The organism is Sediminibacillus terrae (assembly GCF_009602435.1).
Taxonomy (GTDB): Bacteria; Bacillota; Bacilli; order Bacillales; family Amphibacillaceae; genus Sediminibacillus; species Sediminibacillus terrae.
In genome coordinates, this window is sequence record NZ_VZDQ01000021.1 from 327,121 (window position 1) to 352,139 (window position 25,019).

Sequence of the window (25,019 nt, forward strand, 5' to 3'; positions counted from 1 at the left end):
GAGTATCCTTCGACGATTTATAATCTTTAAAGGGGGTAACATAAAGTCTTATGGTAGCAAATAATACTTATAATGCAAAAAAGCAATTCGAACTGAATGGTAAAACGTATAACTTTTATCAATTAAAAGCCCTGGAAGACGCAGGACTAGGCGATATTACCCGCCTTCCTTTTTCTATCCGCGTGTTGCTTGAATCCCTGGTTAGACAACACGATGGCTTTGTTATCAAGGATGAACATGTCGAAAGCCTTGCGAAATGGGGGAAAGCGGAAGGGAAGGATGTTCCGTTCAAACCATCTCGTGTCATCTTGCAGGACTTCACAGGTGTACCTGCAGTGGTGGATCTCGCTTCCTTGCGAAAAGCAATGGTCGACATGGGAGGAGCTCCTGATAAAATCAATCCGGAAGTCCCTGTTGACCTGGTTATCGACCATTCTGTCCAGGTAGACAAATATGGGACACCAAATGCTTTGCAAGCGAATATGGATTTGGAATTCGAACGGAACATGGAGCGATATGAATTTTTAAATTGGGCTCAAAAAGCATTCGATAACTATCGTGCTGTTCCACCTGCAACAGGTATCGTCCATCAGGTCAATCTTGAGTATATCGCGAATGTTGTCCATGCGCTTGAAAATGAAAGCGGTGAATATGACGCTTTCCCTGATACCCTTGTAGGGACGGACTCCCATACTACCATGATCAATGGATTAGGGGTTCTTGGCTGGGGTGTCGGCGGTATCGAAGCAGAAGCAGGAATGCTCGGCCAGCCTTCCTATTTCCCGGCGCCAGAGGTTATCGGTGTCAAATTCACCGGCAGCTTCCCGAATGGCACAACCGCCACCGACTTGGCTTTGAAAGTGACGCAAGTGCTAAGGGAACGCAATGTTGTCGGTAAGTTTGTAGAATACTTCGGACCTGGATTGAAGGATATGCCTTTGGCCGATCGTGCCACCATTTCCAATATGGCTCCAGAATATGGGGCTACCTGCGGGTTCTTCCCTGTCGATCAGGAATCTTTGAATTACTTGCGACTGACCGGAAGAAGTGAGGACCATATCGCCCTAGTGGAGAAGTATTGTAAAGAAAACAACCTTTGGTATTCCTCTGATCAACCGGATCCGGAATTTACTGAATTGGTTGAAATAAACCTGTCAGAGCTTGAGCCGAATTTATCTGGACCAAAACGTCCTCAAGATTTAATTCCGCTCTCCAAAATGAAAGAGTCGTTTAACGAGGCAGTAACAGCACCAGCAGGCAATCAAGGTTTTGGTTTGGATGCAAAAGAATTCGAAAAAGAAGCATCGATTGATCATCCGGATGGAAAATCATCCGTGATGAAAACAGGTGCAGTGGCTATCGCGGCAATTACTTCCTGTACCAATACTTCCAATCCTTACGTCATGCTCGGGGCAGGACTACTAGCCAAAAAGGCTGTAGAAAAAGGGCTTGAAGTGCCGGCGTATGTTAAAACATCGCTTGCACCTGGTTCCAAAGTAGTTACGCGTTATCTGGAGGATTCCGGGTTAATGCCTTATCTTGAAAAATTAGGTTTCAGCCTTGTCGGCTATGGCTGTACGACTTGTATCGGTAACTCCGGTCCATTGTCCCCGGAAATTGAAGATGCGATTGTGGAAAGCGATCTCACCGTTTCTTCCGTGCTATCCGGAAACCGTAACTTTGAAGGGCGTATCCATCCACTGGTAAAAGCAAATTACTTGGCTTCTCCTCCTCTGGTGGTAGCTTATGCACTTGCCGGCAGTGTCGATGTAGACTTGTACAAAGATCCAATCGGTACGGACAATGATGGAAATGCTGTTTATTTCAATGATATATGGCCATCCATTGACGAAATTAAACAGGAAGTAGCCAATGCGGTAACACCAGAAATCTTCCGGAAAGAATATGAAAGCGTATTTGATTCCAATGAGAAGTGGAATGCAATCGAAACGACTGATGAACCACTGTATAAATGGAATGATGAATCAACCTATATCCAAAATCCGCCATTCTTTGAGGGATTATCTAAAGAAGCCGGAGAAGTCCATCAGCTAAATAACTTGCGCGCCATTGGCAAATTCGGGGATTCGGTAACCACGGACCATATTTCACCAGCTGGGGCAATCGCGAAAGACATGCCTGCTGGTAAATATCTGCAAGAAAAAGACGTTTCTCCTAGAAACTTTAACTCTTATGGTTCTCGCCGTGGTAATCACGAAGTAATGATGCGTGGGACATTTGCGAACATCCGGATCCGTAACTTGCTGGCTCCTGGTACAGAGGGCGGATATACAACTTATTGGCCGACAGAAGAAGTGATGCCGATTTATGATGCAGCAATGAAATATCAACAAGATGATACAGGGCTATTGGTCATTGCCGGCAAGGATTATGGCATGGGCAGCTCTCGTGACTGGGCAGCCAAGGGTACAAACCTGTTGGGAATTAAAACGGTCATTGCAGAAAGCTTTGAAAGGATCCATCGTTCCAACTTAGTGATGATGGGAGTGCTTCCTTTGCAGTTCGCCAAAGGTGACAGCGCTGAGTCTCTAGGATTGACTGGAAAAGAAACATTTGATGTAGATATTGATGAAACAGTCAAACCGCATGACCTTGTCAAAGTGACTGCGACCGACGAGCAAGGCAATAAAACAGAATTTGAAGTGATTGCACGCTTTGATAGTGAAGTTGAAATCGACTACTATCGTCACGGCGGTATCCTTCAGATGGTGCTTCGTAACAAATTGGAAACGAACTAATTTGAATCTAAACAGTCCGGCGATGCCGGGCTGTTTTTCGTTGGAAGACTCTCCTCAAGCACAGCACTTAATAATTACAAAATTTCTAGTCAAAGACAGAAAAGGATCAGCTACTGGGTGTTTGGTAAAGTAATCATTTTTATCTTGTCTGCCTTATTGGGAGGCAAGCGTTTTTACCAGAAGGAGGAATAACCTATAGTTTGAACAATTACCCGTAATCCTTTACATCTAATTAGAAACAAATTAAGATAACAGAGGAACACTGCTTCTAAATCTTGGATGCCCGACATAAACTAAGACCATAATGACCAGGTACAAGCTTCCAAATTTTTTGAGGAATGATGTAAATGATAAAAAAAGTGACTGCTGTAATTTTATTATTAACGTTAATTGTCATTTTTATCTATAATGTGACTGATAATGGAGAGAAAACAAATATGGACCAACTGGCCAATGACCACGCTTCTGCAAACAATTTGAAAGCAGGACAGGCTGCTCCCGATTTATCATTGCCGTCACTTGAAGAAAAGCAAATAAAATTATCCGATTTTAAAGGAAAAAAAATTCTGTTGAACTTTTGGGCAACCTGGTGCGGTCCTTGCAAAGAGGAAATACCTGCCTTAGAACAGTTGAAGCAAGAGTATGGAAACGAAGTGGAAATACTGGCAGTCAACGCTACTGCGACTGAACTGGAAGGAATCGAAAAAGTTAGATCATTTAAAGAGCAGGCGAACGTTTCTTTCCGAATTCTTTTGGATAAGGATTCAAAAGCCGTGGACACTTACCGTGTCTTGAATATCCCGACTTCTTATTTTATCGGCAGTGATGGCAACATCAAGGAAACAGTGACAGGGCCGATGTCTTATGAGTATATGGAAAACACACTAAAATCTTTCGATTAGCTTATATTTTTTGAAAAATTGGGCAATCCTCCTATTAATGCTATCGGAGGAGGGGTTGACCATTTCTTTAAGAAAACGAAAGTCACTCGAAGATTTGATTAAGGAAAACAGGGATGCTATTTTAAATGACAGTAAGTTACTGAACAAGATTGAGGACAGAATAGAAAATCGAAGGAACATCAATTTAGGAAAACGGGATGACTGATTTACAGGTCATCCTGTTTTTGTATAAGCGAAACTATTTAGCCAATAATAATTGTATCCTTTTGAAAGGGGGACTCAAGTTGGGTAATCCTAAAAAGGACAGCAAACATTTCCGACCCAGGCATCTAGGGACGCAGCCATTGGAGGCTGGAGGTAATAAAGGGAAACAAATGCAGGTAAAAAGTGACCAGAAGCCTCAAGTGATTCAAACCAAAGGTGAATAGGAGGACTTTGCCATGGTGAAACATCGACCACAGCCGAATCCTGATGATCGCTCAGACAATGTGGAAAAGTTGCAAGATATGGTTCAAAATACAATTGCAAATTTGGAAGCAGCTCATGAAACAATGAAGTTTGCTTCAGGAGAAGAAAAGGAACAAATCAAAGCGAAGAATGCGCGCAGAGAAGAATCAATCCGTGGTTTCAGAGAAGAAATCAAAGACGAATACCGTGACAGCCAGCATCATTAACAAAGGAAACGCTGGGACAAAAGCAGAAACCGAACGATTTCCATTCGTTCGGTTTTTGCTTTTGTGGTCATGCTTTTGTCCAGTCACTTCTTTTTTTGGACATACCCCTTTTAAAGGCACAAAAATCTACAACGACGAACCGCTGTGTTAAAATAAGGCTTGGATAGAAGGGAGCGGATACAAAGTGGCACGTACTGACAGAGATTTCACATCAATTTCCGGCCAACTTGAGCAATGGACGACTATCAGCCAAAATCCTCCATTGAGTGAATTAGAGGCACTTCGACTTATCAATGATTGGCAACAAGGAGTCATTGATATACCGGATTTTTATAAAGCAGTTGTTTATATGATCGTTGTCTTTCACCGTTTAAAACGGAACCAGGAAGATGACCACATTGTCGATTTTCTTCTGAAAGAAACCGATGAATTTACTGAGAAGCCGGAAGCCTTTCAGGATTTGAAAAATATCAAAACGTATTTGAATTTTTATTCCGATTTAGAAAAACTTCCCTTGGCGGACTGGGCTATCAGGGAAACTGACTTCGATCCTGCTAAATTGAAAAAAATACGTGAACTGGCACATGAGATAAAGGGATTTTTGGAAACAACCCATTTGACTAAGGGAGAAAACGACGACAAACCCCTTCCGCAAATAAGTTCGCAAATCATCGAGCGTTTAAATCAATTATCGGAAATGCTGAAAGATACAGGAAATGCAATTGAAAATAAAAAAACTGGACTCCCGGTTCAACAATTGAACCAGCAAGTAAAAGACATTGTAGAACGAAGATCGGAACTGTCATCGCTTTTTCCTGAAGCGTTTAAAAGAGATAAACAAGAGAATCCCTTGAAATTGCTGGATGAACTGACTGGAATGAAGGAAATCAAACAATATATTCATCAATTTTATCATTATTTAAAGTACCAAAAAGAACGAAAAGAGCTTGGATTCCATATGGTGGATGAACCCGGACTCCATATGATCATCAGTGGAAATCCCGGAACGGGTAAAACAACGATCGCCAGACTGCTGGCCGCTATCTATCATGAACTTGGACTGCTGGAAACAAACCAGGTAACCGAGGTGAACCGTTCCCATCTTGTTGGTTCTTACGTCGGACAGAGCGAAGAGAACACTGTCAATTATGTTCGACAGGCGGTAGGCGGAATATTATTTATTGACGAGGCATACAGCTTGAAACGGGATGGGCAGAGCGGGAATGATTATGGACAGGCAGTTATCGACACGTTGGTATCCAGTATGACCAGTAAAGAATATGCGGACAGGTTTGCCGTAATCCTTGCCGGTTATCCAGAGGAGATGCGACAATTTCTTTGGGCAAATCCCGGTTTGCGCAGCCGTTTTCCCGAACCAAACCATATTACACTTCCTGACTTTAAAACCGGCGAATTACTGCAAATCGCCGAGAAAACAGCATTAAATAACGATTACTTTTTTACAGAAAAAGCATTGCATAAATTTGAAGGTTTAATAGAAAAATCCAGAGTAGATGAAACGTTTGGTAATGCCAGAACAGTCAGAGACTTGGTACTAAAGGCTATTTTTCAAAAAGGGGCATATAAACAGCATGCATCAGAAGATAACTGGCTGGATCATATGAGAATTGACGAGGAGGATTTGGAAGAGTTAAACGAATCAACGGAAGATCAAAATCCTATGGAGCGTCTAGATGAACTTATAGGATTGGAAAACGTGAAACAAGAAGTGAAAAAGTTATCCTCTTTCGTCAGGATCCAACAACAAAGAAAACTACAGGGGCTTCCTACCGTCCCGATTCAATTACATGCTGTTTTTTCAGGGAATCCCGGCACTGGTAAAACCACCGTCGCCAATATCTATTCCCGAATATTGAATGAATGTGGCTTGTTGAAAAGGGGGCATCTGGTCGTTGCTTCACGAAGCGATCTGGTCGCTGGATTTGTCGGTCAAACTTCCATTAAAACAAAGCAAAAAGTCAGGGAGGCCCTTGGCGGTGTATTGTTTATCGATGAGGCATACAGTTTATATCGCGGGGAAAAAGATTTTGGCAAAGAAGCAATTGACACCCTTGTAGACGAAATGACTAAGCACAACGAAAATTTAGTAGTGATTCTGGCAGGATATAGCAGAGAAATGGAACAGTTTATTTCCAGCAATCCAGGGCTAGAATCCCGTTTCAAAAAGTATTTTCACTTTCCGGATTATCGATCCGAGGATTTAATGAAAATTACCCGAGCACACCTTCAGGATTACCACTATATTTTGGAGGAAGACGCTGCCCGATACTTGAACGAGCAATACCAGGAACATGAAATGGATGGAAATGCAAGGTTTGCGGTCAATTTAGTTGATGAAGCTGTTCAGTTTCAGGCCCTTCGGATTATGGAAGAACAACCCGAAAACATTGAGGTGGACCAACGTTTGACAAAAGAAGACTTTGCCCAAGCATGGAGCACGATTAGGGGGAAAAGACCGTGAAAATAGCAAAAACACCGATTAAGGTAAGGTACCAGGAAACGGATCAAATGGGAGTGGTCTACCACGCCAATTATCTCGTTTGGTTTGAAATTGGAAGGACTTCATTTATCGAAGAGCTAGGATTTAAATATCATGAGATGGAGAATTTAGGTGTCGTATCCCCGGTGGTAGATGCCGATTTGTCATTCAAACAACCGATTCGTTATGGTCAAGACGCGTTTGTTGATACTTGGATAAAAGAATACGATGGATTGAGGGTTTCATACGGTTATCGGATTTATAATCAAGAAGGCAGCACAGCAGTCACAGGTTCCACCAGGCATGTTGTGGTGAAAAAGGATTCTTTCCGTCCGGTTTCCATAAGGAAATTTCTTCCGGATTGGCATCAAGCATATTTGGATGCCATGAAAGGAGAATGATTGAATGGCTTTTGGGCTGAAAAGGGAAGAGCTTAATCAATGGAAAATGGAGGTCGAAAATGGAAAAGTAGCTTTTCTTACCCACTATTGGTTAGACTCCAGATTCCCTGGTTGTGATACTGTTACGAAAGCAGGATGCAATGATTTAGATAAATTGATTAAATGGGGAAATCAGTATGGACTTGATCCGAAATGGATACATCATGATAATAAATATCCGCATTATGATTTATTCGGTGAAAGACAGAAACATATATTGATTGCCGAAAAGCAATGGAGTCAGTTGGACAGATTCGGTATATAAAAGTGCGATTTCAACCAAAAACCAAACCCCGCCGGTTTGGTTTTTGGTTTATCAAGGCAAAAATGATTTTATTAACAGAAAATAAAACCACTCAATGGCCATAAAAATGGAAGCCCCCCAAAGTATTTAATACCCTGTTGGTTGTGCTGTCCTTCTGACATGGAGCGGCCCAATCCACCTCGATCACTTGTAATTAAATTGTGGCTCCTCGGCTTCCTGTTCGATTTCGACTTCAAGGTCCGCTCCGTCGAAATACCAAGAATCATCCTCTTCGACAAAAAAGTGAATGCCATTCACCTTGGAATCAACTGTCGGATTTTCCGGCTCTTCTCTTGTCACGCCAAGTGAGAACCCAGGCTGATGACCACCCATCCCTCCATAGCGGACAAAAAAACGTACATATTCATTTTCCTCTAAGTCTAATTCCTCGGCATACCATTGTGCCGCTGTCTCTGAAATTTGCAAGTCCATCCTCTACACTCCTTTCGATTCTCTTATCCATTGTATTAACGAATCTACTTGTCCTAAAACGTCCTATCCGACTTTCGAAATTTGCAGAAATATGTAGAAATGGAAAGGTGTTTTTTATATAAAAGAAGAATTATGAAGGGGAGTATTTTATTTTTTTGTTTTTTACTGCCTCGCACTAGTGCTTTTGCTTGTCTGTCCGTTACGCTAAAGTTCAAAAGAAGGAGAGGGTGAGACCAATTTTTGATTTGTCAGTTCTGCAATGGCTGATTGTGATTTTTTGTGCAATTTTCATTGGATTTGCTAAGGCAGGAATCCCGAGTCTGGGAATATTGGTGGTTACGGTCATGATGTTCGTCTTTCCTGCCAAGCAATCTGTCGGTATTCTGGTACCAATGCTGATCATAGGAGATATATTTGCTGTTACTTACTATCGCAAGAATGTCGTTTGGAAATACTTGATTTCTTTACTTCCATGGGTAGTAATGGGCATCGTGGCCGGCTACTTCGTCTTGGATCATATAAGCAGCAGTCAACTTAAACCAATGATTGGGATCCTTGTTCTTTTCATGGTTCTATTACATGCCTTTCGCAGTAAAATGGGGGAAAAGTTCAATCAGTTACTACCCGAATCCAGCTGGTTTACAGTTTTTATGGGAATACTAGGCGGCTTCACAACCATGATGGGGAATGCGGCAGGCGGAGTGATGGCTGTCTATTTATTGGTGAAAGGATTGCCTAAACATGAATTCATTGGAACAGGGGCTTGGTTCTTCCTATGTGTAAATCTCATTAAAGTTCCCTTTTATATATCCTTAGGGTTGATCACCGTGAATACTGTATTGTTCAATTTATGGATGATGACAGCGATCATCATCGGCGCTTTTCTTGGTGTCTATCTATTGAGGTTAATTCCGCAGAAGACATTTCAATTTCTTACTTTAAGCTTTGCCGCACTCGGAGCTGTTAAATTGTTGTTTTAGTTGATTTTCGAAAATGGTTTAAAGGAGTAATTAAATTTATGGAGCATTTCCAAAACGATAGGAACGACAGTAAGGTTTTTCATGTAAAGAAAGTAGGAGACGGAAAGCCTGTTGTATTTTTACCCGCGGCTGGATTTTCCGGACTCGAAGGAATGAATATTGCAGAGAGGCTCAGACCAGCCTTCCAGACCCATCTAGTCGACCTTCCCGGTTATGGACAAAGTGAAGGCATTAACAAAAAATGTACAACCCAAAGATTGGCAGACTGGTTGAAAGAATACCTTGACCAAGAAAAAATAGATTGTGCTGACATTGTTGCGCACTCTTTGGGCGGAGCGATCGCTTTGTCCCTGTCTGTTCATTATCCTGAAAGGGTAAAGCAGCTTATTCTATTGGATTCGGGCCATAAGCCTTATCCGAGAATTCCTTTTCAAGAATTTGGTCCCTTTGCCCTTTTGTTTCCTTTATTGAATGTAGGTTATCATCTTTTCGGCATTTCGTTCATGGCAAGATTGGCCGGGTTATTTTCCGGCAACAGCGCTGAGTCGGAAAACAAGGAAGAGGAAATCGAGCGTTTTTGTCATACAGTTGGAATTGATAACAGTGTTTATGTCCAGGAAGCACTGCGCCATCCTCCAAAAATGACTGCTTCGGGTATGAATCTTTTATTCGGTTATTATAATATGAACCTTCCTGAGCTTGTCAAGAAGCTGGAGCTGCCGACTTATCTAATTTATGGCACATTTGCAGACCGTGATAAGAAACAGTATAGGCTGACCAAAAAAAGTATAGAAAGATTGCAGCACCACAAACAACTCCCTGTAGAGTATTTGCCGGTGAACAGTGGACACTATGTACATTGGAGTAGTGAGGAGGTTGTCGATAAATTGGCTCGTATTTTAGACCAACCTTCAAATAGGGAAGATAAAGGAAATCAAAGAATGTTGTATGGGTCAAACTAGGGGTCATTAATCGGAATCGTATTCTTACATAGTTCCTAAATTGGAACATTTGAGCAGGAAGGAAAAAAGAATTTTTATATCACTCGTTACCTTCATAACGAGAGAATAAAAAAAGGCTGTTTTTTTTTGGAGGCCACTGAAAAACTGAAGGTCTTTGAAAAGTAGAATGAAAAAAAGCGGTCTGTATGGAATTTAATTTCCATACAGACCGCTTTTTATCTAATTTCAAGTGATTTGTGCCCTCTATTCCTTCATTCGTTTAACGATTCGTTTCACATTAGCTGTGAAAATCGGCCATCGCACCTTGCATGCGCATGCCTTCGAGACCCAAAGATGTGAATATCACTCCACCACCATTTGACAGAGAACCCTTCAGTTTTTGGATGGACTTGAGTAATTTGCCTGGCTGGTTTCGGGTGGGAGAGTGTCAGGCGGTGCGGTACCATGAATATATGCTGGAGCAGGCTGCAGTTGAGGGTTTTGTCCCATCGCTTGTGGACGTGATACATATTCAAAGGAACCTTGGCCGTCCATGCTTTCTCCTTTCGCCCATCTGCCGTTCGAACTTTGTTCACCCTCCGAGAAGTTCATGAACGCATAAGAAACCTCTTGTTTTTCAAGTTCTTGCGGAAAGGTGCTCGGTACAATAGCTTTTTGATTGGCTTCCAATTCTTCAATAGCGGCCATCCATTGATTTTGATGCATTGTGTCTCTTGCGATTAAAAAGGAAAGCATATCTCTTACTCCAGGATCTGTCGTCGATTCATAAAGGCGGACGACCTGAAGGCGGCCCTGTGACTCTGCGTTCAAGTTGGCCCGGAAATCGGCAAGAAGGTTGCCGCTTGCTATTGTGTAACGCGAATTCCACGGATAACCGACGCTGTCTGTCGGAGTGGCTCCCAAGCCGGAAACAATTACATGCTGGGGATTCATACCTCCCAGTACTGCCTCGACAGCAGGATTTTTAGCTGCCGCCTCCTCTTGCTCTTTTGCTGGAGCACCGTCTAACAATTGAGCAATCATGGTTGCAATCATTTCAACATGTGCTATTTCCTCGGTTCCTATGTCGAGCAGCATATCTTTGTATTTTTGTTCTGCCCGACAATTCCAACCTTGAAACAAATATTGCATCATCACCGTTATTTCCCCGAATTGGCCACCGAGAATTTCCTGAAGCTTTTTGGCGTAAACGGGATCTGGGCTGGTCGGTTTTGCATTGTATTGCAATTCTTTTCTATGAGTAAACAACACTATCCCTCCAATCAGGTTTAACGTTATTATCCTTCACCTATTCAGAAATATTCCGGAATGAATAGTGACCAGGAAAAATGCATAATCAAAAAAGCAAAACCCGAACGGAGTATGTAAATCAACTCCGTTCGGGTTTTATTTTGGTCGAGATGCTTTTATCCCGGGCTCTATCTTCGTTCATCGCTTTTTTTTCTCGGGAACCGGATCAATTCCTCCCGGATGGAAAGGGTGACATTTCAACAACCTTTTGATGGTCAAAAGTCCACCTTTTAAAACTCCGAATCGTTGCAATGATTCTAATCCATATTGTGAACAAGTCGGATAAAACCTGCAAGTCGGAGGCTTCAGTGGACTAATTATTTTTTGATATAGCTTAATGAAAAGAATAAACAATCTACTCATCTGCGTTTCCTACGCTTCTTGGTTTTTGTCATAGGATAACGAAGCTACCGCATCATGTAAATGGATTGATTCTTCATTTCGGCAAGAAACCTTGAATTTTTCTACAAACGGAAGCTCGTACAAGTCGGCAGCAACCAAACGGACGATATCTTCCACAAAACGCGGGTTTTCATATGCCTGTTCTGTCACCATTTTTTCATCAGGACGCTTAAGCACAGGATGAATCCTTGCGCTTGCATTGCTTTCGGCAGCTTCCAACAACGCTTCCTTCCAATCTGTTTCCTTCTCATCAAAATCTTGAGAAAGGACTGCAGTCATTTCCACTGTACCACGTTGGTTATGCGCGCTATACTCGCTTATTTCTTTTGAGCAAGGGCAAAGGGTCGTGATGGTTCCTGACAGAGTGACCTCGATTTGATGGCCCTTGTCCTGATCGTAAGTCACTTTGATGGCTGCATCGGCATGATTTAAGCCGGCCAACCCTGAGGAAGGCCCTTTTCGTTCAAAAAACCATGGAAAACCAACTTCCATTTGGGCATCCTTTTGTTTCAATCTGACGGCTAAATCCTTCGTAAACCTTTTTAAGGTGTCGATATCGATTGTATAACCATTTTGGTAATAGGCGTCAAGCTGTTCTGTAAATCGGCTCATATTCGTTCCTTTGCTATCTTTGTCAATACGGGAAGTAAAACGGAACGTACCAATGGTCGTTTGGTTATTTGGTGCTAAATGGCTTGTTATGTTTATCGGATTTTTAACGTTGGCGATGCCAACAGCGTCAATATCGAATAAAAAATCTTTTTTAGAATTTTGAAGATCTGCCATTTTTTCTTTATCGACAGGCTTTGTTTTCGGACCAGGGGCGACAGATCCGAATAATTTATGACGTTCAGCCTTGCTTGGCAATGTTTTCTTATTTTTAAGTTCTGTATTGTTCATAGCAGTGGCTCCTTTCAACCATTCAACTAATAAAAGTATAGTAAATGATAATTTATTATTCAATTTTTCAGCTTGTAAGCAAATTAATTTAAAAATTTTTATCAAGATGTAATGATTATAAAGTAAGAGGTTGAAATACAAGGGAAAAGGACCCGGCTGGAGCCTGATCCTTTGCATTTTCACATCCAGGTGATTTTGGGTTCTGTTTTATTGATGATCCGCTTAATGTTGGCTCGATGACGGTAAAAAACAAAGATAGTCATCAATGAAGTCACAATTAACAAACCGGTTTCCTGGAAAATGATAGTGAGCACAACTGTGACAATACCGGTGATCATGGAAGATAACGATACATATTTCGTTAAGAACAGACTTAAAAAGAAAGTTGCCAGCATGATGATGAACAACAGCGGGTTTACTCCGAGAATCACACCTCCGGAAGTAGCCACTGCTTTTCCGCCTTTAAACTTAGCAAACACCGGATACATGTGGCCAAAGACCGCAAACATACCAATGATCAATGCATTGACATCAGCATTGAGAACTTGGGGAAGAATAACCGCCAAGGTCCCTTTGAGAATATCGGAAGCCGTCACGAGCAAACCAGCTTTGAAACCAAGGACCCGAAAAGAGTTGGTGCCTCCAAGATTGCCGCTTCCATGTTCACGGATATCGATTTTAAATCCGAGCTTTCCGACGATTAATCCGAAAGGAATTGATCCGATAAGATATGCAATAACTGCAAAAATAATATAACCCATTTGCAAAACTCCTTTTTAACAATGCACAGCTTGTAATTTCATTTTATCATGAAGGGGAAACAGTTACATCAGAAACTTTACCTTTTGTTCCAAGAAGGGTGTTAGCGGGACTCTGTCTCAAGGTTTCAAAGCTACTTTCGGGACAGTACTCCCAACAAATTTTGTCGGAGGTGAATAATGTATTGCGCTTTTGCTGGCAGGATACAAACTATAATTGTTTTCAATTGTATCTGCCAGGGTAAAGGAAAATAATCCAAAAATTTAACAAGGGAGAATAACATGATTCAATTTGATAATGTTTCCAAAATTTATCCTGACGGCACTACTGCAGTTGAAAAGTTGAACTTGACTGTTGAAGAAGGGGAATTACTCACCTTGATCGGTCCAAGCGGCTGTGGAAAAACGACAACGATGAAGATGATCAACCGACTGATTGAACCGTCTACAGGGACGATAAGCATACATAACAAAAATATAAGTGACTATAATATTCATGAACTCCGTTGGAATATTGGGTATGTGCTTCAAGAAATAGCACTTTTTCCACACTTGACGATCGAAGAGAATATTATGATCGTGCCCGAAATGAAAAAATGGGGAAAACAAGAAATTCGGCACAGGGTAGATGAATTGATGGAAATGGTCGGCCTTGATCCGGATAACTTCAAAAAAAGAAGGCCGCATGAATTATCAGGCGGCCAACAACAGCGTGTCGGGGTTTTAAGAGCTTTGGCAGCCGACCCGGACATCCTGTTGATGGATGAACCGTTTAGCGCTCTTGACCCTATCACAAGAGAGCAGCTGCAAAGCGACATCCGCTCCCTCCAAAAGGAAATCAAAAAGACCATTGTTTTCGTCACTCATGATATCGATGAAGCGATGGCTCTCGGTGATCGAGTTTGCTTAATGAAAAATGGCGAAATTGTACAAGTTGATAAGCCGCAGAAGTTGATTCTCGAGCCACGTACTGATTTTGTGAGAAATTTTATTGGTGAAAAGAAATCACCATGGCAGACTGCTGTGGACGTAATTATGGATCAATCCAAAACCAGGATGATTTCCCGTTTGCAATATGAGCGGAAAAACTTCAACCCTAATGGCGTTTATATTATTGTAGATGAAGAAAATCAGTACATAGGAACGTACAAAGATGGTCAAAAAATGGAACATCCCGAGCTGCCCAATGACATGCAGTTGGTGCAGACAACGGAAATATTTCTCCGGAATGAAATCGACATATTGCCTGTCGTCCAGGACAACCGAGTAATCGGTACATTGTCTTACGGAGACATCGTCCATTATTTGGACAGCAAAACGAAAGTGGAAAACGGGGTGATTCATCAATGAATCATTTTTTGGATGTTTTCCAGTCACGCCAAACCATGTTATGGGAAAAAGTTTGGGAGCATTTACAAATCTCTATTATTTCCTTGTTGATTGCGGTAGTAGTAGCGGTGCCGCTCGGTATTGCACTCACCAGATCGAAAAGGCTGGCTGAGCCGATTATCGGCATCACTGCTGTTCTGCAAACCATCCCGAGCCTGGCAGTACTCGCATTTCTCATTCCGTTTTTAGGAATAGGAAGACAGCCGGCGATTGTGGCATTGATAGCCTATGGCCTTTTACCGATTTTACGAAATACATATACCGGGATAAAAGAAGTTGACCCTGCACTGAAAGAAGCAGCTACCGGTATGGGGATGAATACATTTCGCCGACTCTCGAAAGTCGAGCTGCCTTTGGCCATGCCGGTCATTATGGCGGGGATACGGACTTCGATGGTATTGATAGTGGGAACAACGACGATTGCCGCTCTCATCGGTGCAGGAGGCCTTGGAGAGCTCATATTGCTGGGAATCGACCGGGGCGGTGAGATCAATTTGATCTTACTTGGGGCTATTCCGGCTGCATTGTTAGCAGTAATACTGGATTTTATTTTAAGAATAGTAGAAAGGGCTTCTGTTAAGGCAGGTTTCCGTTCCTTGGCAGCAGTGCTTTTGGCTGCAATTTTAATCATTGTCGGTCCCTTTTTGGCAAATACGCAACAACAAACCGATTTAGTAATTGGAGGAAAATTGAACGCGGAGCCTTCCATCTTGATCAATATGTATAAAATCCTTATCGAAGAAGAGACGGATTTGAACGTGGAACTGGAAGAAGGGCTTGGTAAAACGGCATTTGTATTCAGTGCTCTGCAGGAAGGCAGTATTGATATCTATCCTGAATTCACGGGTACTGCCATTGTTACCCATCTTGAAGAACAGGCAGAGAGCAATGACGCCAGGGAAGTCTATGAACAGGCGAAAGAAGGGATGCTGGAACGGTACGACATGGCATTCTTGGAACCGATGGCATATAACAATACGTACACTCTGGCGACTACCCGGGAATTTGCGGAAGGGAATGATCTGCAAACGATAAGTGATCTGAAATCCATTGATGATGAAATCACTGCTGGATTCACGCTGGAATTCAATGATAGAGAAGATGGCTATCAAGGCATTCGTGAATTGTATGGAATTGAATTTGGCGAAGTCAGGACCATGGAGCCGGGCATCCGTCAGGGAGCTATCGAAGATGGCCAAGTAGATTTGATCGATGCCTATTCGACAGATAGCTATATGGTGGAATTGGATTTAATCGCTTTGGAAGATGATAAAAATTTGTTCCCTCCATACCAAGGCGCTCCATTGATGAGACAGGAAACGCTTGATCGTTATCCAGAGCTCGAAGACATTCTAAACCAGCTCGCCGGTAAGATTACGGATGAGCAAATGAGGGAAATGAATTACCAAGTGGATTATGAGGAGAAGAGTTACGAGGAAGTGGCAAGAAATTACCTTCAGGATGAGGGATTAATCGACTAGAGAAAGGAGAAAAAATATGGCATACCAAGCGCCAGGTAAACAGGAAATGAGAAGTATACTGGAGGAAGCGGAAACCATTGCAGTAGTCGGTCTTTCCGACAAGCCGGAAAGGACCTCTTATCAGATTGCCAAAGCTATGCAGGAAGCTGGTTACAAGATTATCCCTGTCAATCCGGAAATTGACGAAACACTGGGCGAAAAAGCATACGATACACTTGCCGAAGTGGAGGAAGACATCGATATAATCAATGTTTTTCGTCGTTCTGAATTTCTATACAGTGTTGCAGAACAGGCTGTTGAAACAAATGCCGATGTTTTTTGGGCACAGCAAGGCATTTTTGATGAAAAAGTATATGAATTTTTAAAAGAGAAAAATTTCACCGTTATCATGGATATGTGCATCAAGGTGGCCCATTCCATAACGATTGGAAAATAAACGTTGATTAAATCCCCCTTTTTTAGGGGGATTTTTTAATCTTCACAAATTGAAAAATGACACTTGATTTGAATTCGACTTCCTGTCTTCCTACATGTATTGTTTAGGATAACGTGTACCCTCTCTGAGGAAAAAAATTTCTCGGAAGCTGCTCTGTCCCATGGGTATGCATTTTCCGTTCTGATAGATTTCTTAAGAAAGGTGAAGCTATACTACAACATGTCTAACATCCCGCCCTCCTGATCCAGGTGAGAACCCCCTTCTAGCAGTAGCGGAACACGGAGAAGGCCGAAGACACCGGACGATGGGTCTGCATCTCCCTGTAAGGCTCCGCAGCGGGATTCCTCGGTCCAAGGAGGCGTGTTCAAGTAGAACCCTGAGTGAGGCCGTACCCATGGAAAGGGCGAAGTGTGCTGCTGCAGCGGATATATATTGACCTATCCATCATCACAATAAAAGAGTTAGTTATCAGTTTCTTTCAAATCCGTATATATTTGTTGAACAATATCTTTTTTTAATGCTGCCAGGGAGCTTCACTTTGTTGGACATTTCACCTGTATCAGTACGCCAGGGATTGACTTTGTCGCTACTTTTTCCTTAGGATATAAAAGAGTATGGAGGGTGATTTTCCCCTTGGCGGTTTGCGAATTTGGAAAAAAAGGCTAAAATAAGAAAAGCGCTTAAAATTTCTTCGGAAGCGAGACGATCCAGAAAATCGGACCAGGGCCGTTTTCTAAGCAATTCTTTACAGTGGCAAACATTTGTTCTATTATAATGCAAAGAGAGTAGTTGAAAGGAGCCGGTGTTCGATTGGTAAAAGAATCAATGCAATACTCGGATGAATCCATACAAGTCTTAGAGGGGTTGGAGGCTGTCAGAAAAAGACCGGGAATGTACATTGGAAGTACCGATTCCCGCGGCCTTCATCATCTCGTCTATGAAATCGTCGACAATTCTGTCGACGAAGTGCTGGCGGGCTATGGAGAGCAAATCCGGGTAACCATACATCAAGACAATAGTATTTCTGTGGAAGATAAAGGGAGAGGGATGCCGACCGGTATGCATAAAACCGGGAGACCTACGCCCGAAGTCATTTTCACTGTTTTGCACGCTGGAGGAAAATTCGGCCAGGGTGGATATAAAACAAGTGGCGGACTGCATGGTGTGGGAGCTTCGGTGGTCAATGCGTTGTCGGAGTGGCTGGAAGTGACGATATATAGAGACGGCAATATTTATACCCAGCGCTTTGAAAACGGAGGTGTGCCTGTTACTTCCCTGGAGAAAAAAGGGACGACACGAAAAACAGGAACCACCATTCATTTCAAGCCAGACCCTACTGTGTTCACTTCGACGACCTATCAATTCGAAATGCTTTCAGAACGACTGCGTGAAGCAGCCTTTCTGCTAAAAGGTCTCCAAATAGATATTATCGACAAGCGCAGCGGGGAACAGGAATCCTATCAATATCCTGATGGCTTGGAATCATTTGTGGCTTATTTGAATGAAGAAAAAGACACTTTGCATCCGGTAGTGTCATTTGAAGGGGAGCAGCAGGAGATAGAAATTGATTTTGCTTTCCAATTCAATGATGGATATGCCGAAAGCATGCTGTCATTCGTCAACAATGTACGCACAAAGGATGGCGGCACACATGAGTCAGGTGCAAGAACAGCTATAACCCGGGTGGTAAACGAGTATGCTCGCAAAAACAACCTGTTAAAAGAAAAAGACAAAAATCTTGAAGGAAACGATATAAGAGAAGGCTTCACCGCCATTGTTTCGGTACGAATACCGGAGGACAAGCTGCAATTTGAAGGGCAGACAAAAGGAAAGCTGGGGACGGCCGAAGCCAGGTCCGCCGTTGATTCGGTTGTTTCAGAGAAGCTCTCCTACTTCCTGGAGGAGAACGCGGATATAGCAGGAATGTTAATTAAAAAAGCCATCCGTGCCAAAGAGGCGAGAGAAGCAGCCCGGAAGGCAAGGGAAGAAGCGAGAACCGGAAAAAAGAAAAAACGGAAAGATGCCCTGTTAAGCGGGAAATTGACGCCTGCTCAGTCTAAGAACGCTGCTAAAAATGAGTTGTACTTAGTTGAGGGAGACTCTGCAGGAGGATCGGCGAAGCAGGGTAGAGACCGTAAATTCCAAGCAGTATTGCCTTTGCGCGGAAAAGTCATCAATACTGAGAAAGCGAAACTTGAAGATGTCTTTAAAAATGAGGAAATTTCTACAATTATTCATACCATTGGCGCAGGGGTTGGCGGCGATTTCAATTTAGAAGATGTGCAATATGATAAAATTGTGATTATGACAGATGCAGATACAGACGGTGCTCATATTCAGGTACTCCTTCTGACATTTTTCTATCGATACATGCGACCGCTGATTGAAGCAGGAAAAGTTTATATTGCACTGCCTCCGCTTTATAAGATTTCCAAGGGGAAAGGCAAAAAGGAAACCGTCCGATATGCCTGGAATGAAGAGGAAATGAAAGTGGCGGCAAAAGAATTGAAAAACGGATATATTTTGCAAAGATATAAAGGACTCGGTGAAATGAATGCCGACCAGCTATGGGAAACGACGATGAACCCAGAAACCAGAACGTTGATCCGAGTCACGATCGAAGACTTGACCAGAGCGGAACGAAGGGTGACAACCCTGATGGGGGACAAAGTCGAACCGCGGCGCAAATGGATCGAGTCCCATGTCGAATTTGGATTAGAAGAAGAAACGAATATATTGGAAAACGAAAATATTCACACGTAAAACCAGTCGTTTGAAACGGGGGGAGCCTACTTGGCTGAAACAGAACAATATTTAGATTTACCCTTGGAAGATGTTATCGGGGACCGATTTGGAAGGTATAGCAAATATATCATCCAGGATCGGGCACTTCCTGATGCCAGAGATGGATTGAAACCTGTACAAAGAAGAATTCTTTATGCCATGCATGAAGAACGGAACACCCATGACAAACCGTTCCGTAAATCCGCAAAAACGGTAGGAACGGTGATTGGTAACTATCATCCGCACGGAGACAGCTCTGTGTATGAAGCAATGGTAAGATTGAGCCAGGAGTGGAAGGTACGCAATTTATTGGTGGAAATGCATGGGAACAATGGGAGTGTCGATGGCGACCCACCTGCAGCAATGCGTTACACAGAAGCCCGCCTGTCGAGCATTGCGTCTGAGTTAATAAGAGGCATCGAAAAAGAGACGGTTGATTTTGTTCCTAATTTCGATGACACCATCAATGAACCGGTTGTATTGCCGGCAAAGTTTCCGAATTTGCTTGTCAATGGTTCAACCGGTATTTCCTCTGGTTATGCCACCGAGATACCACCGCATAATCTCGGAGAAATTATTGATGCTGTCATCCGCAAAATTGACAAACCTTCTGTCACGTTGGATGAATTGATGCAAGTAATCAAAGGGCCGGATTTCCCGACTGGTGGAATCATCCAGGGTGTAGAGGGATTGAAGAAGGCCTATGAAACAGGTAAAGGAAAAGTTATCGTTCGCGGCCGGGCAACTATCGAAAAGCTCCGGACCAGCCGCGAACAAATAGTAATCGATGAGATTCCATACGAAGTTAACAAAGCAAGCCTGGTTAAACGGATGGATGAACTGCGAATCGACAAAAAAGTCGAGGGGATCGCCGAAGTTCGAGATGAAACGGACCGAACCGGTCTTCGGATCGTGGTCGAGTTGAAAAAGGACGCCGATAGCGAAGGAATCCTGCACTATTTATATAAAAACACTGATTTACAAATTTCTTACCATTTCAACATGGTGGCAATCAAGGATAAAACCCCAAAACAGTTAAATCTGCAAATGATGCTGGAAGCTTATATTGATCATCAAAAAGATGTGGTGACCAGGCAGTCACAGTTTGACTTGCGAAAAGCCAACGAACGTTCGCATATTGTCGAAGGTTTGATCAAAGCAATTTCCATTCTTGATGAGTTGATTGCTACGATCCGGGCCTCTAAAGACAAGCAGGACGCCAAAGCACGTATCAAGCAAGCATATGATTTTTCAGAAGCACAAGCAGAAGCAATTGTGAACTTGCAGCTTTATCGGCTGACCAATACAGATATCACATCATTGGAGAAAGAAGCTGATGAGCTGAGGGCCAGGATCAAAGAACTGGAAGAAATCCTGGGGAACGAGAAGAAACTATTAAAAGTCATCAAAGATGATTTAAAAAGCTTGAAAAAGAAATATACAGAGCCAAGACGAACAGTTATTCAGCAAGAGATCGAAGAATTGAAGATTAATTTGGAAGTGATGGTAGCCAGCGAGGATGTGCTTGTGTCCGTTACCAAAGAAGGTTATATCAAACGGACAAGCCTCCGTTCTTATGCCGCTTCGAATGGAGAGGATCTGGCAATCAAAGATGATGACCATCTCATCGCCCTGCAGGAAATCAACACGACAGACAAATTACTGGTATTTACGAACAAAGGCAGGTATTTGTATTTGCCTGTCCACGAGTTGCCTGATATCCGCTGGAAAGATCTTGGCCAGCATATATCCAATATCGTATCCATTCAAAAAGATGAAACTCTTGTCAAAGCAATACCTGTCCGGGATTTCAATACCAATCAATATCTAGTATTTTTCACGAAAAACGGTATGGTCAAACGCAGTGAGCTAAAGTTATATGAGGCCCAACGTTATTCTAAGGCACTGGTTGCGGTTAATCTTAAAAAAGAAGACTCGGTACAAAGCGTCCATCTTACGGATGGCAATGCTAGCATTTTTGTTGCTTCGAACAAAGGATATGGACTCTGGTTTGAAGAACAAGATGTTTCACCAGTTGGCCAGCGTGCTGCGGGTGTTAAAGCGATGCAGTTGAAAGATGGGGAAATCGTTGTCGGGGGGGAAGTATTCACACCAGCTTCCGATCCCAACATTGTTTTATTGACACAAAGAGGCGCTTGCAAGCGAATGAAGTTGTCTGAATTCGAACCGGCCGGCAGGGCGAAAAGAGGCTCGGTGATGCTTCGTGAATTAAAGAAAAAGCCGCATCGCATTACCGGTTTTTATCTTGTGGAAGACAACGAAGAGCTCCAGTTTAAGACAGCGAATGGTTCAATCCAGTCCGTATTGCCGCTCGACCTGCCTAAAAGCGACCGGTACAGCAATGGTTCTTATGTCGTTGATTCGGACGAAAAAGGAGAAGTTGTAGAAGTTTGGCCATCTACCAACTATCAACAGCCATTCACCGAGTTAGATAAACCATAAAAAGATTATGTAAACTAATTGGTGCAATGGAACATTATATTTCCAAAAGTGGATTATCATTATTGCGTCATCGTCATGAAAAGATAAAAGAACTTGCAAAGAAATATAAATCAGATAATGGTTATGGGAGGACTGTCTTACAAGTAAGAATACTTGTAAGACAGTCCTTTTGCAGCTTCAAAGGTTCCTTATAAATGGTAATTGTATTTTTACCGATTTATGATAAAATGCTAATTATGAGGGGATGTCGTATGCCTCACCTGTTTATGTGCCGTTTCAGCGGCAACTCCTCCTCATCATTACCTCACCATAGATTAACATACCACCATTTTTTTTCATCATTTTAGTAAGCGCTTTCAAAAACAAGAAGAAACAAGGTTCACCTGATTATTGAAAAAGGGGGAAACTGGATGGATTTTGACCTAACAGAAGAACAACAAATGACACAAAAAATGGTTCGGGACTTTGCCCAGTCAGTCATAGCTCCCAGAGCAGAAGAAATCGACACTTCTGCTGCTTTTCCAGAGGATGTATTTGACGAATTAGGAAAATTGGGCCTCATGGGAATTCCTTTTCCTGAAAAGTATGGCGGGGCAGGCGGAGACACTATCACTTACACACTTGCGGTAGAGGAAATCGGAAGGGTATGCGGCAGTACTGGTTTAAGTTATGCAGCAGCAGTATCTCTGGGTGCCAGTCCAATTTTTTACTTTGGCACCGAACAACAAAAAGAGAAATACTTAACCCCTCTTGCGGCTGGTAAAAAACTAGGCTCGTTTGGATTGACAGAACCCGATGCAGGGTCTGATGCAGGCGGGACATCGACGACCGCTAAATTATCGGGTGACAGCTATATCATCAATGGAGAGAAATGCTTTATTACCAATGCTTCTTACGCCAGTACGATAATTGTGACAGCGGTGACAGGAAAGGATAAAAAAGGGAAAAATATCATCTCTGCTTTCATCGTTCCGGCAAACACCCCGGGAGTCACCATCACGAGCAACTATCAAAAGCTGGGCGTCCGCGGTTCCAATACAGCAGCGATTGTTTTGGAGGATGTGGAAATTCCAGCCGATCATTTATTGGGCGATCCAGAAAAAGGGTTTAAACAATTCTTATACACATTGGACGGCGGGAGGATTTCGATTGCAGCCTTGTCATTGGGAATTGCACAGGCATCCTTGGACAAAGCACTTGATTATGCTAAGCAGCGAAAACAATTCGGAAAACTGATTTCATCTTTTCAGGCAATCCAATTCAAGTTGGCAGATATGGCGATGGAAATAGAACTTGCAAGAGGAATGGTGCGCAAAGCGGCATGGTTGAAAGATCATAACCGTTCTTTTGCCAAGGAAGCCGCTTTTGCCAAACTGTTTGCCAGTGAAACTGCAACACGGGCGGCGAACCAGGCTATCCAAATACTTGGAGGATATGGATACATGCAGGAATATCAGGTAGAACGTTATCTTCGTGACGCAAAATTGATGGAAATCGGGGAGGGGACTTCGGAAATACAGCGCCTTGTAATTGCGCGACAGCTGGGTTGCTAAGCAAATCGTCATTAGGGAGGTCAAATATGTTCCATAAAATATTGATTGCAAATCGCGGAGAAATTGCAGCCAGAATCATCAAATCCTGCAAAAAATTAGGGATTAAAACAGTTGCGGTGTACTCTGAAGCAGACAGGCAAGGGGAATTTGTCCAAATGGCCGATGAAAGTTACTATATCGGACCATCTCCCGTCAGTAAAAGCTATATGAACATAGATCGTGTGCTGGAAGCTGCAAATCAGTCAGGCGCGGAAGCAGTACATCCCGGTTATGGGTTGTTGAGCGAGCAATCTGTTTTTGCTGAGAGGTGTGAAAAGGAGGGTCTGATTTTTATCGGTCCGAAGTCCTCCGTTATCGAAAAAATGGGCAGTAAGGTGATGGCCAGACAAACCATGCAGGCTGCTGGCATTCCGATTATTCCAGGAAGCAGCGCCCCTGTTGCCAGTGTTGAAGAAGCTGCCGCGATTGCCGGGGAAATTGGTTATCCCGTGATGATCAAAGCGTCAGCAGGTGGCGGTGGTATAGGAATGGTCTTGGCAGATAATGAAGAAACGCTGAAGGCAAAGTTCGCAGATACCAGCAAGCGGGCTTCCATGCTATTCGGAGATGGGACGATGTTCGTAGAAAAGGTTATCGACAAAGCGAGACATATAGAAGTCCAGCTGTTGGCAGATTCTTTTGGCAATGTTGTTCATTTATTTGAAAGGGAATGCTCCATCCAGCGCCGTCATCAGAAAGTTATTGAAGAAGCTCCTTCGCCTTCGGTTCAATCAGCTGTCAGGGAAGAATTGGGGAACGCGGCGATACAAGCAGCACGTGCAATCGGTTATGAAAACGCAGGGACCATTGAGTTTTTGATGGACGAATCCCAAAATTTTTATTTTCTTGAAATGAATACACGTCTTCAGGTGGAGCATCCGGTTACGGAAGAAGTAACTGGAGTGGATATCGTCGAGGAACAAATTAAAATTGCAGCCGGAAAAAGGCTTGACTTCAGTCAGGATAAATTGAAAATCTTGGGTCACGCTATCGAAACGAGAATTTATGCAGAGGACCCAAATACTTTTTATCCGTCTCCAGGACGGATCAGCAGCATGGAAGTGCCAAAAGGAAAAGGAATCAGACATGAATTGGCTGTTACAGGCGGTACGGAGGTGACCCCTTTTTACGACCCCTTGATCGGTAAACTGGTGATATCGGCACCTTCGAGAAGAGATGCTATACGGAGGTTGAAGGAAGCACTGGACCAGTACCGTGTAGAGGGTATAAAAACCAACATTCCAACATTAAAGGAAATCGTTTGTCATGCTCAATTTGAAAAAGGAAATACACTGACGAGTTTCATAGATGACTATTATCTTCATAATCGTAAAACAAAGGAGAAAAGCAAATGACAGAAATTCATGCAGCAATGGCAGGAAGTGTATGGAAAATAATCGCCGAAAAAGGAAAAACGATTAAATCGGGGGAGGATATCGCCATACTTGAATCGATGAAAATGGAAATCCCTATTTCCAGTACAACAGATGGCATCCTGAAAGAGTGGAAAGTCGCTGAGGGAGATTTTGTCGATGATGGAGATGTAATCGCTGTCATCGAATGAAAGAAAA

At 42.8% G+C, this 25,019-nt stretch carries 23 protein-coding genes; 18 read left to right on the top strand and 5 right to left on the bottom strand.

Annotation, left to right across the window (positions count from 1 at the left end; genetic code table 11):
• Positions 1-50 precede the first annotated feature (50 nt).
• The 8 genes from acnA to F6X55_RS07695 all read left to right on the top strand — a co-directional run bounded on the left by acnA (position 51) and on the right by F6X55_RS07695 (position 7,540).
• Positions 51-2,759 carry an aconitate hydratase AcnA gene (gene acnA, locus F6X55_RS07660; RefSeq protein ID WP_026570265.1) on the top strand — a complete coding sequence of 903 codons (2,709 nt, stop codon included), beginning with the start codon at positions 51-53 and terminating at the stop codon, positions 2,757-2,759.
• Between the two features lie 347 nt (positions 2,760-3,106).
• On the top strand, positions 3,107-3,661 hold the full coding sequence (locus F6X55_RS07665; protein WP_153462611.1) for a TlpA family protein disulfide reductase: 555 nt from the start codon (positions 3,107-3,109) through the stop codon (positions 3,659-3,661).
• 37 nt (positions 3,662-3,698) lie between these two features.
• A complete protein-coding gene (locus F6X55_RS07670) occupies positions 3,699-3,866 on the top strand; it encodes an FbpB family small basic protein (RefSeq protein ID WP_152525537.1) in 168 nt (55 codons plus the stop codon).
• Between the two features lie 79 nt (positions 3,867-3,945).
• The gene (locus F6X55_RS07675; protein ID WP_026570263.1) at positions 3,946-4,089 is read left to right on the top strand and encodes an acid-soluble spore protein N; all 144 of its coding nucleotides are present in this window, start codon (positions 3,946-3,948) and stop codon (positions 4,087-4,089) included.
• Positions 4,090-4,101: 12 nt separating this feature from the next.
• The gene (gene tlp, locus F6X55_RS07680; RefSeq protein ID WP_026570262.1) at positions 4,102-4,335 is read left to right on the top strand and encodes a small acid-soluble spore protein Tlp; all 234 of its coding nucleotides are present in this window, start codon (positions 4,102-4,104) and stop codon (positions 4,333-4,335) included.
• Between the two features lie 184 nt (positions 4,336-4,519).
• The gene (locus tag F6X55_RS07685) at positions 4,520-6,817 is read left to right on the top strand and encodes an AAA family ATPase (RefSeq protein ID WP_237648615.1); all 2,298 of its coding nucleotides are present in this window, start codon (positions 4,520-4,522) and stop codon (positions 6,815-6,817) included.
• Positions 6,814-7,236: an acyl-CoA thioesterase gene (locus F6X55_RS07690; RefSeq protein ID WP_026570260.1), complete on the top strand. Its 423-nt coding sequence runs from the start codon at positions 6,814-6,816 to the stop codon at positions 7,234-7,236. The genes F6X55_RS07685 and F6X55_RS07690 overlap by 4 nt, the downstream gene beginning before the upstream one ends.
• A gap of 4 nt (positions 7,237-7,240) precedes the next feature.
• Positions 7,241-7,540 (top strand): hypothetical protein, encoded by a 300-nt coding sequence (locus F6X55_RS07695; RefSeq protein WP_153462613.1) that lies wholly within the window; start codon positions 7,241-7,243, stop codon positions 7,538-7,540.
• Positions 7,541-7,723: 183 nt separating this feature from the next.
• On the opposite strand, the gene F6X55_RS07700 is transcribed toward F6X55_RS07695, so the two are convergent.
• Positions 7,724-8,011, bottom strand: a complete 288-nt coding sequence (locus tag F6X55_RS07700; RefSeq protein ID WP_026570258.1) for a HesB/YadR/YfhF family protein — start codon at positions 8,009-8,011, stop codon at positions 7,724-7,726.
• Between the two features lie 227 nt (positions 8,012-8,238).
• On the opposite strand from F6X55_RS07700, the gene F6X55_RS07705 reads away from it, so the two are divergent.
• Both F6X55_RS07705 and F6X55_RS07710 read left to right on the top strand, forming a co-directional pair.
• On the top strand, positions 8,239-8,991 hold the full coding sequence (locus F6X55_RS07705; RefSeq protein ID WP_035426719.1) for a TSUP family transporter: 753 nt from the start codon (positions 8,239-8,241) through the stop codon (positions 8,989-8,991).
• Positions 8,992-9,029: 38 nt separating this feature from the next.
• A complete protein-coding gene (locus tag F6X55_RS07710) occupies positions 9,030-9,953 on the top strand; it encodes an alpha/beta hydrolase (protein WP_081704515.1) in 924 nt (307 codons plus the stop codon).
• Positions 9,954-10,325: 372 nt separating this feature from the next.
• Here F6X55_RS07710 and F6X55_RS07715 read toward each other — a convergent pair whose 3' ends face one another.
• From F6X55_RS07715 to plsY, 4 genes are all read right to left on the bottom strand, one after another.
• Complete coding sequence (locus F6X55_RS07715; RefSeq protein ID WP_026570256.1) at positions 10,326-11,201, bottom strand: manganese catalase; 876 nt, start codon at positions 11,199-11,201, stop codon at positions 10,326-10,328.
• 180 nt (positions 11,202-11,381) lie between these two features.
• A complete protein-coding gene (gene yidD, locus F6X55_RS07720; RefSeq protein WP_153462615.1) occupies positions 11,382-11,606 on the bottom strand; it encodes a membrane protein insertion efficiency factor YidD in 225 nt (74 codons plus the stop codon).
• A gap of 9 nt (positions 11,607-11,615) precedes the next feature.
• Complete coding sequence (folE2, locus tag F6X55_RS07725) at positions 11,616-12,545, bottom strand: GTP cyclohydrolase FolE2 (protein WP_026771313.1); 930 nt, start codon at positions 12,543-12,545, stop codon at positions 11,616-11,618.
• Positions 12,546-12,724: 179 nt separating this feature from the next.
• A complete protein-coding gene (plsY, locus tag F6X55_RS07730) occupies positions 12,725-13,306 on the bottom strand; it encodes a glycerol-3-phosphate 1-O-acyltransferase PlsY (protein ID WP_026570253.1) in 582 nt (193 codons plus the stop codon).
• Positions 13,307-13,585: 279 nt separating this feature from the next.
• Here plsY and F6X55_RS07735 point away from each other — a divergent pair, with 279 nt between their 5' ends.
• The 8 genes from F6X55_RS07735 (at position 13,586) to F6X55_RS07770 (ending at position 25,012) form a co-directional block, all read left to right on the top strand.
• Positions 13,586-14,653, top strand: a complete 1,068-nt coding sequence (locus F6X55_RS07735) for an ABC transporter ATP-binding protein (protein ID WP_026771312.1) — start codon at positions 13,586-13,588, stop codon at positions 14,651-14,653.
• Positions 14,650-16,173 (top strand): ABC transporter permease/substrate-binding protein, encoded by a 1,524-nt coding sequence (locus tag F6X55_RS07740; RefSeq protein WP_153462617.1) that lies wholly within the window; start codon positions 14,650-14,652, stop codon positions 16,171-16,173. Before F6X55_RS07735 ends, F6X55_RS07740 begins: the two co-directional genes overlap by 4 nt.
• A gap of 16 nt (positions 16,174-16,189) precedes the next feature.
• A complete protein-coding gene (locus tag F6X55_RS07745) occupies positions 16,190-16,609 on the top strand; it encodes a CoA-binding protein (RefSeq protein WP_026771311.1) in 420 nt (139 codons plus the stop codon).
• A gap of 825 nt (positions 16,610-17,434) precedes the next feature.
• Positions 17,435-19,372 (top strand): DNA topoisomerase IV subunit B, encoded by a 1,938-nt coding sequence (gene parE, locus F6X55_RS07750; RefSeq protein WP_035426810.1) that lies wholly within the window; start codon positions 17,435-17,437, stop codon positions 19,370-19,372.
• Positions 19,373-19,402: 30 nt separating this feature from the next.
• A complete protein-coding gene (gene parC / locus F6X55_RS07755) occupies positions 19,403-21,856 on the top strand; it encodes a DNA topoisomerase IV subunit A (RefSeq protein ID WP_026771310.1) in 2,454 nt (817 codons plus the stop codon).
• A gap of 410 nt (positions 21,857-22,266) precedes the next feature.
• A complete protein-coding gene (locus tag F6X55_RS07760; RefSeq protein WP_026771309.1) occupies positions 22,267-23,409 on the top strand; it encodes an acyl-CoA dehydrogenase family protein in 1,143 nt (380 codons plus the stop codon).
• Positions 23,410-23,435: 26 nt separating this feature from the next.
• Positions 23,436-24,803: an acetyl-CoA carboxylase biotin carboxylase subunit gene (locus F6X55_RS07765; RefSeq protein WP_026771308.1), complete on the top strand. Its 1,368-nt coding sequence runs from the start codon at positions 23,436-23,438 to the stop codon at positions 24,801-24,803.
• Positions 24,800-25,012 (top strand): acetyl-CoA carboxylase biotin carboxyl carrier protein subunit, encoded by a 213-nt coding sequence (locus F6X55_RS07770; RefSeq protein WP_026570245.1) that lies wholly within the window; start codon positions 24,800-24,802, stop codon positions 25,010-25,012. The genes F6X55_RS07765 and F6X55_RS07770 overlap by 4 nt, the downstream gene beginning before the upstream one ends.
• Positions 25,013-25,019 lie beyond the last annotated feature (7 nt).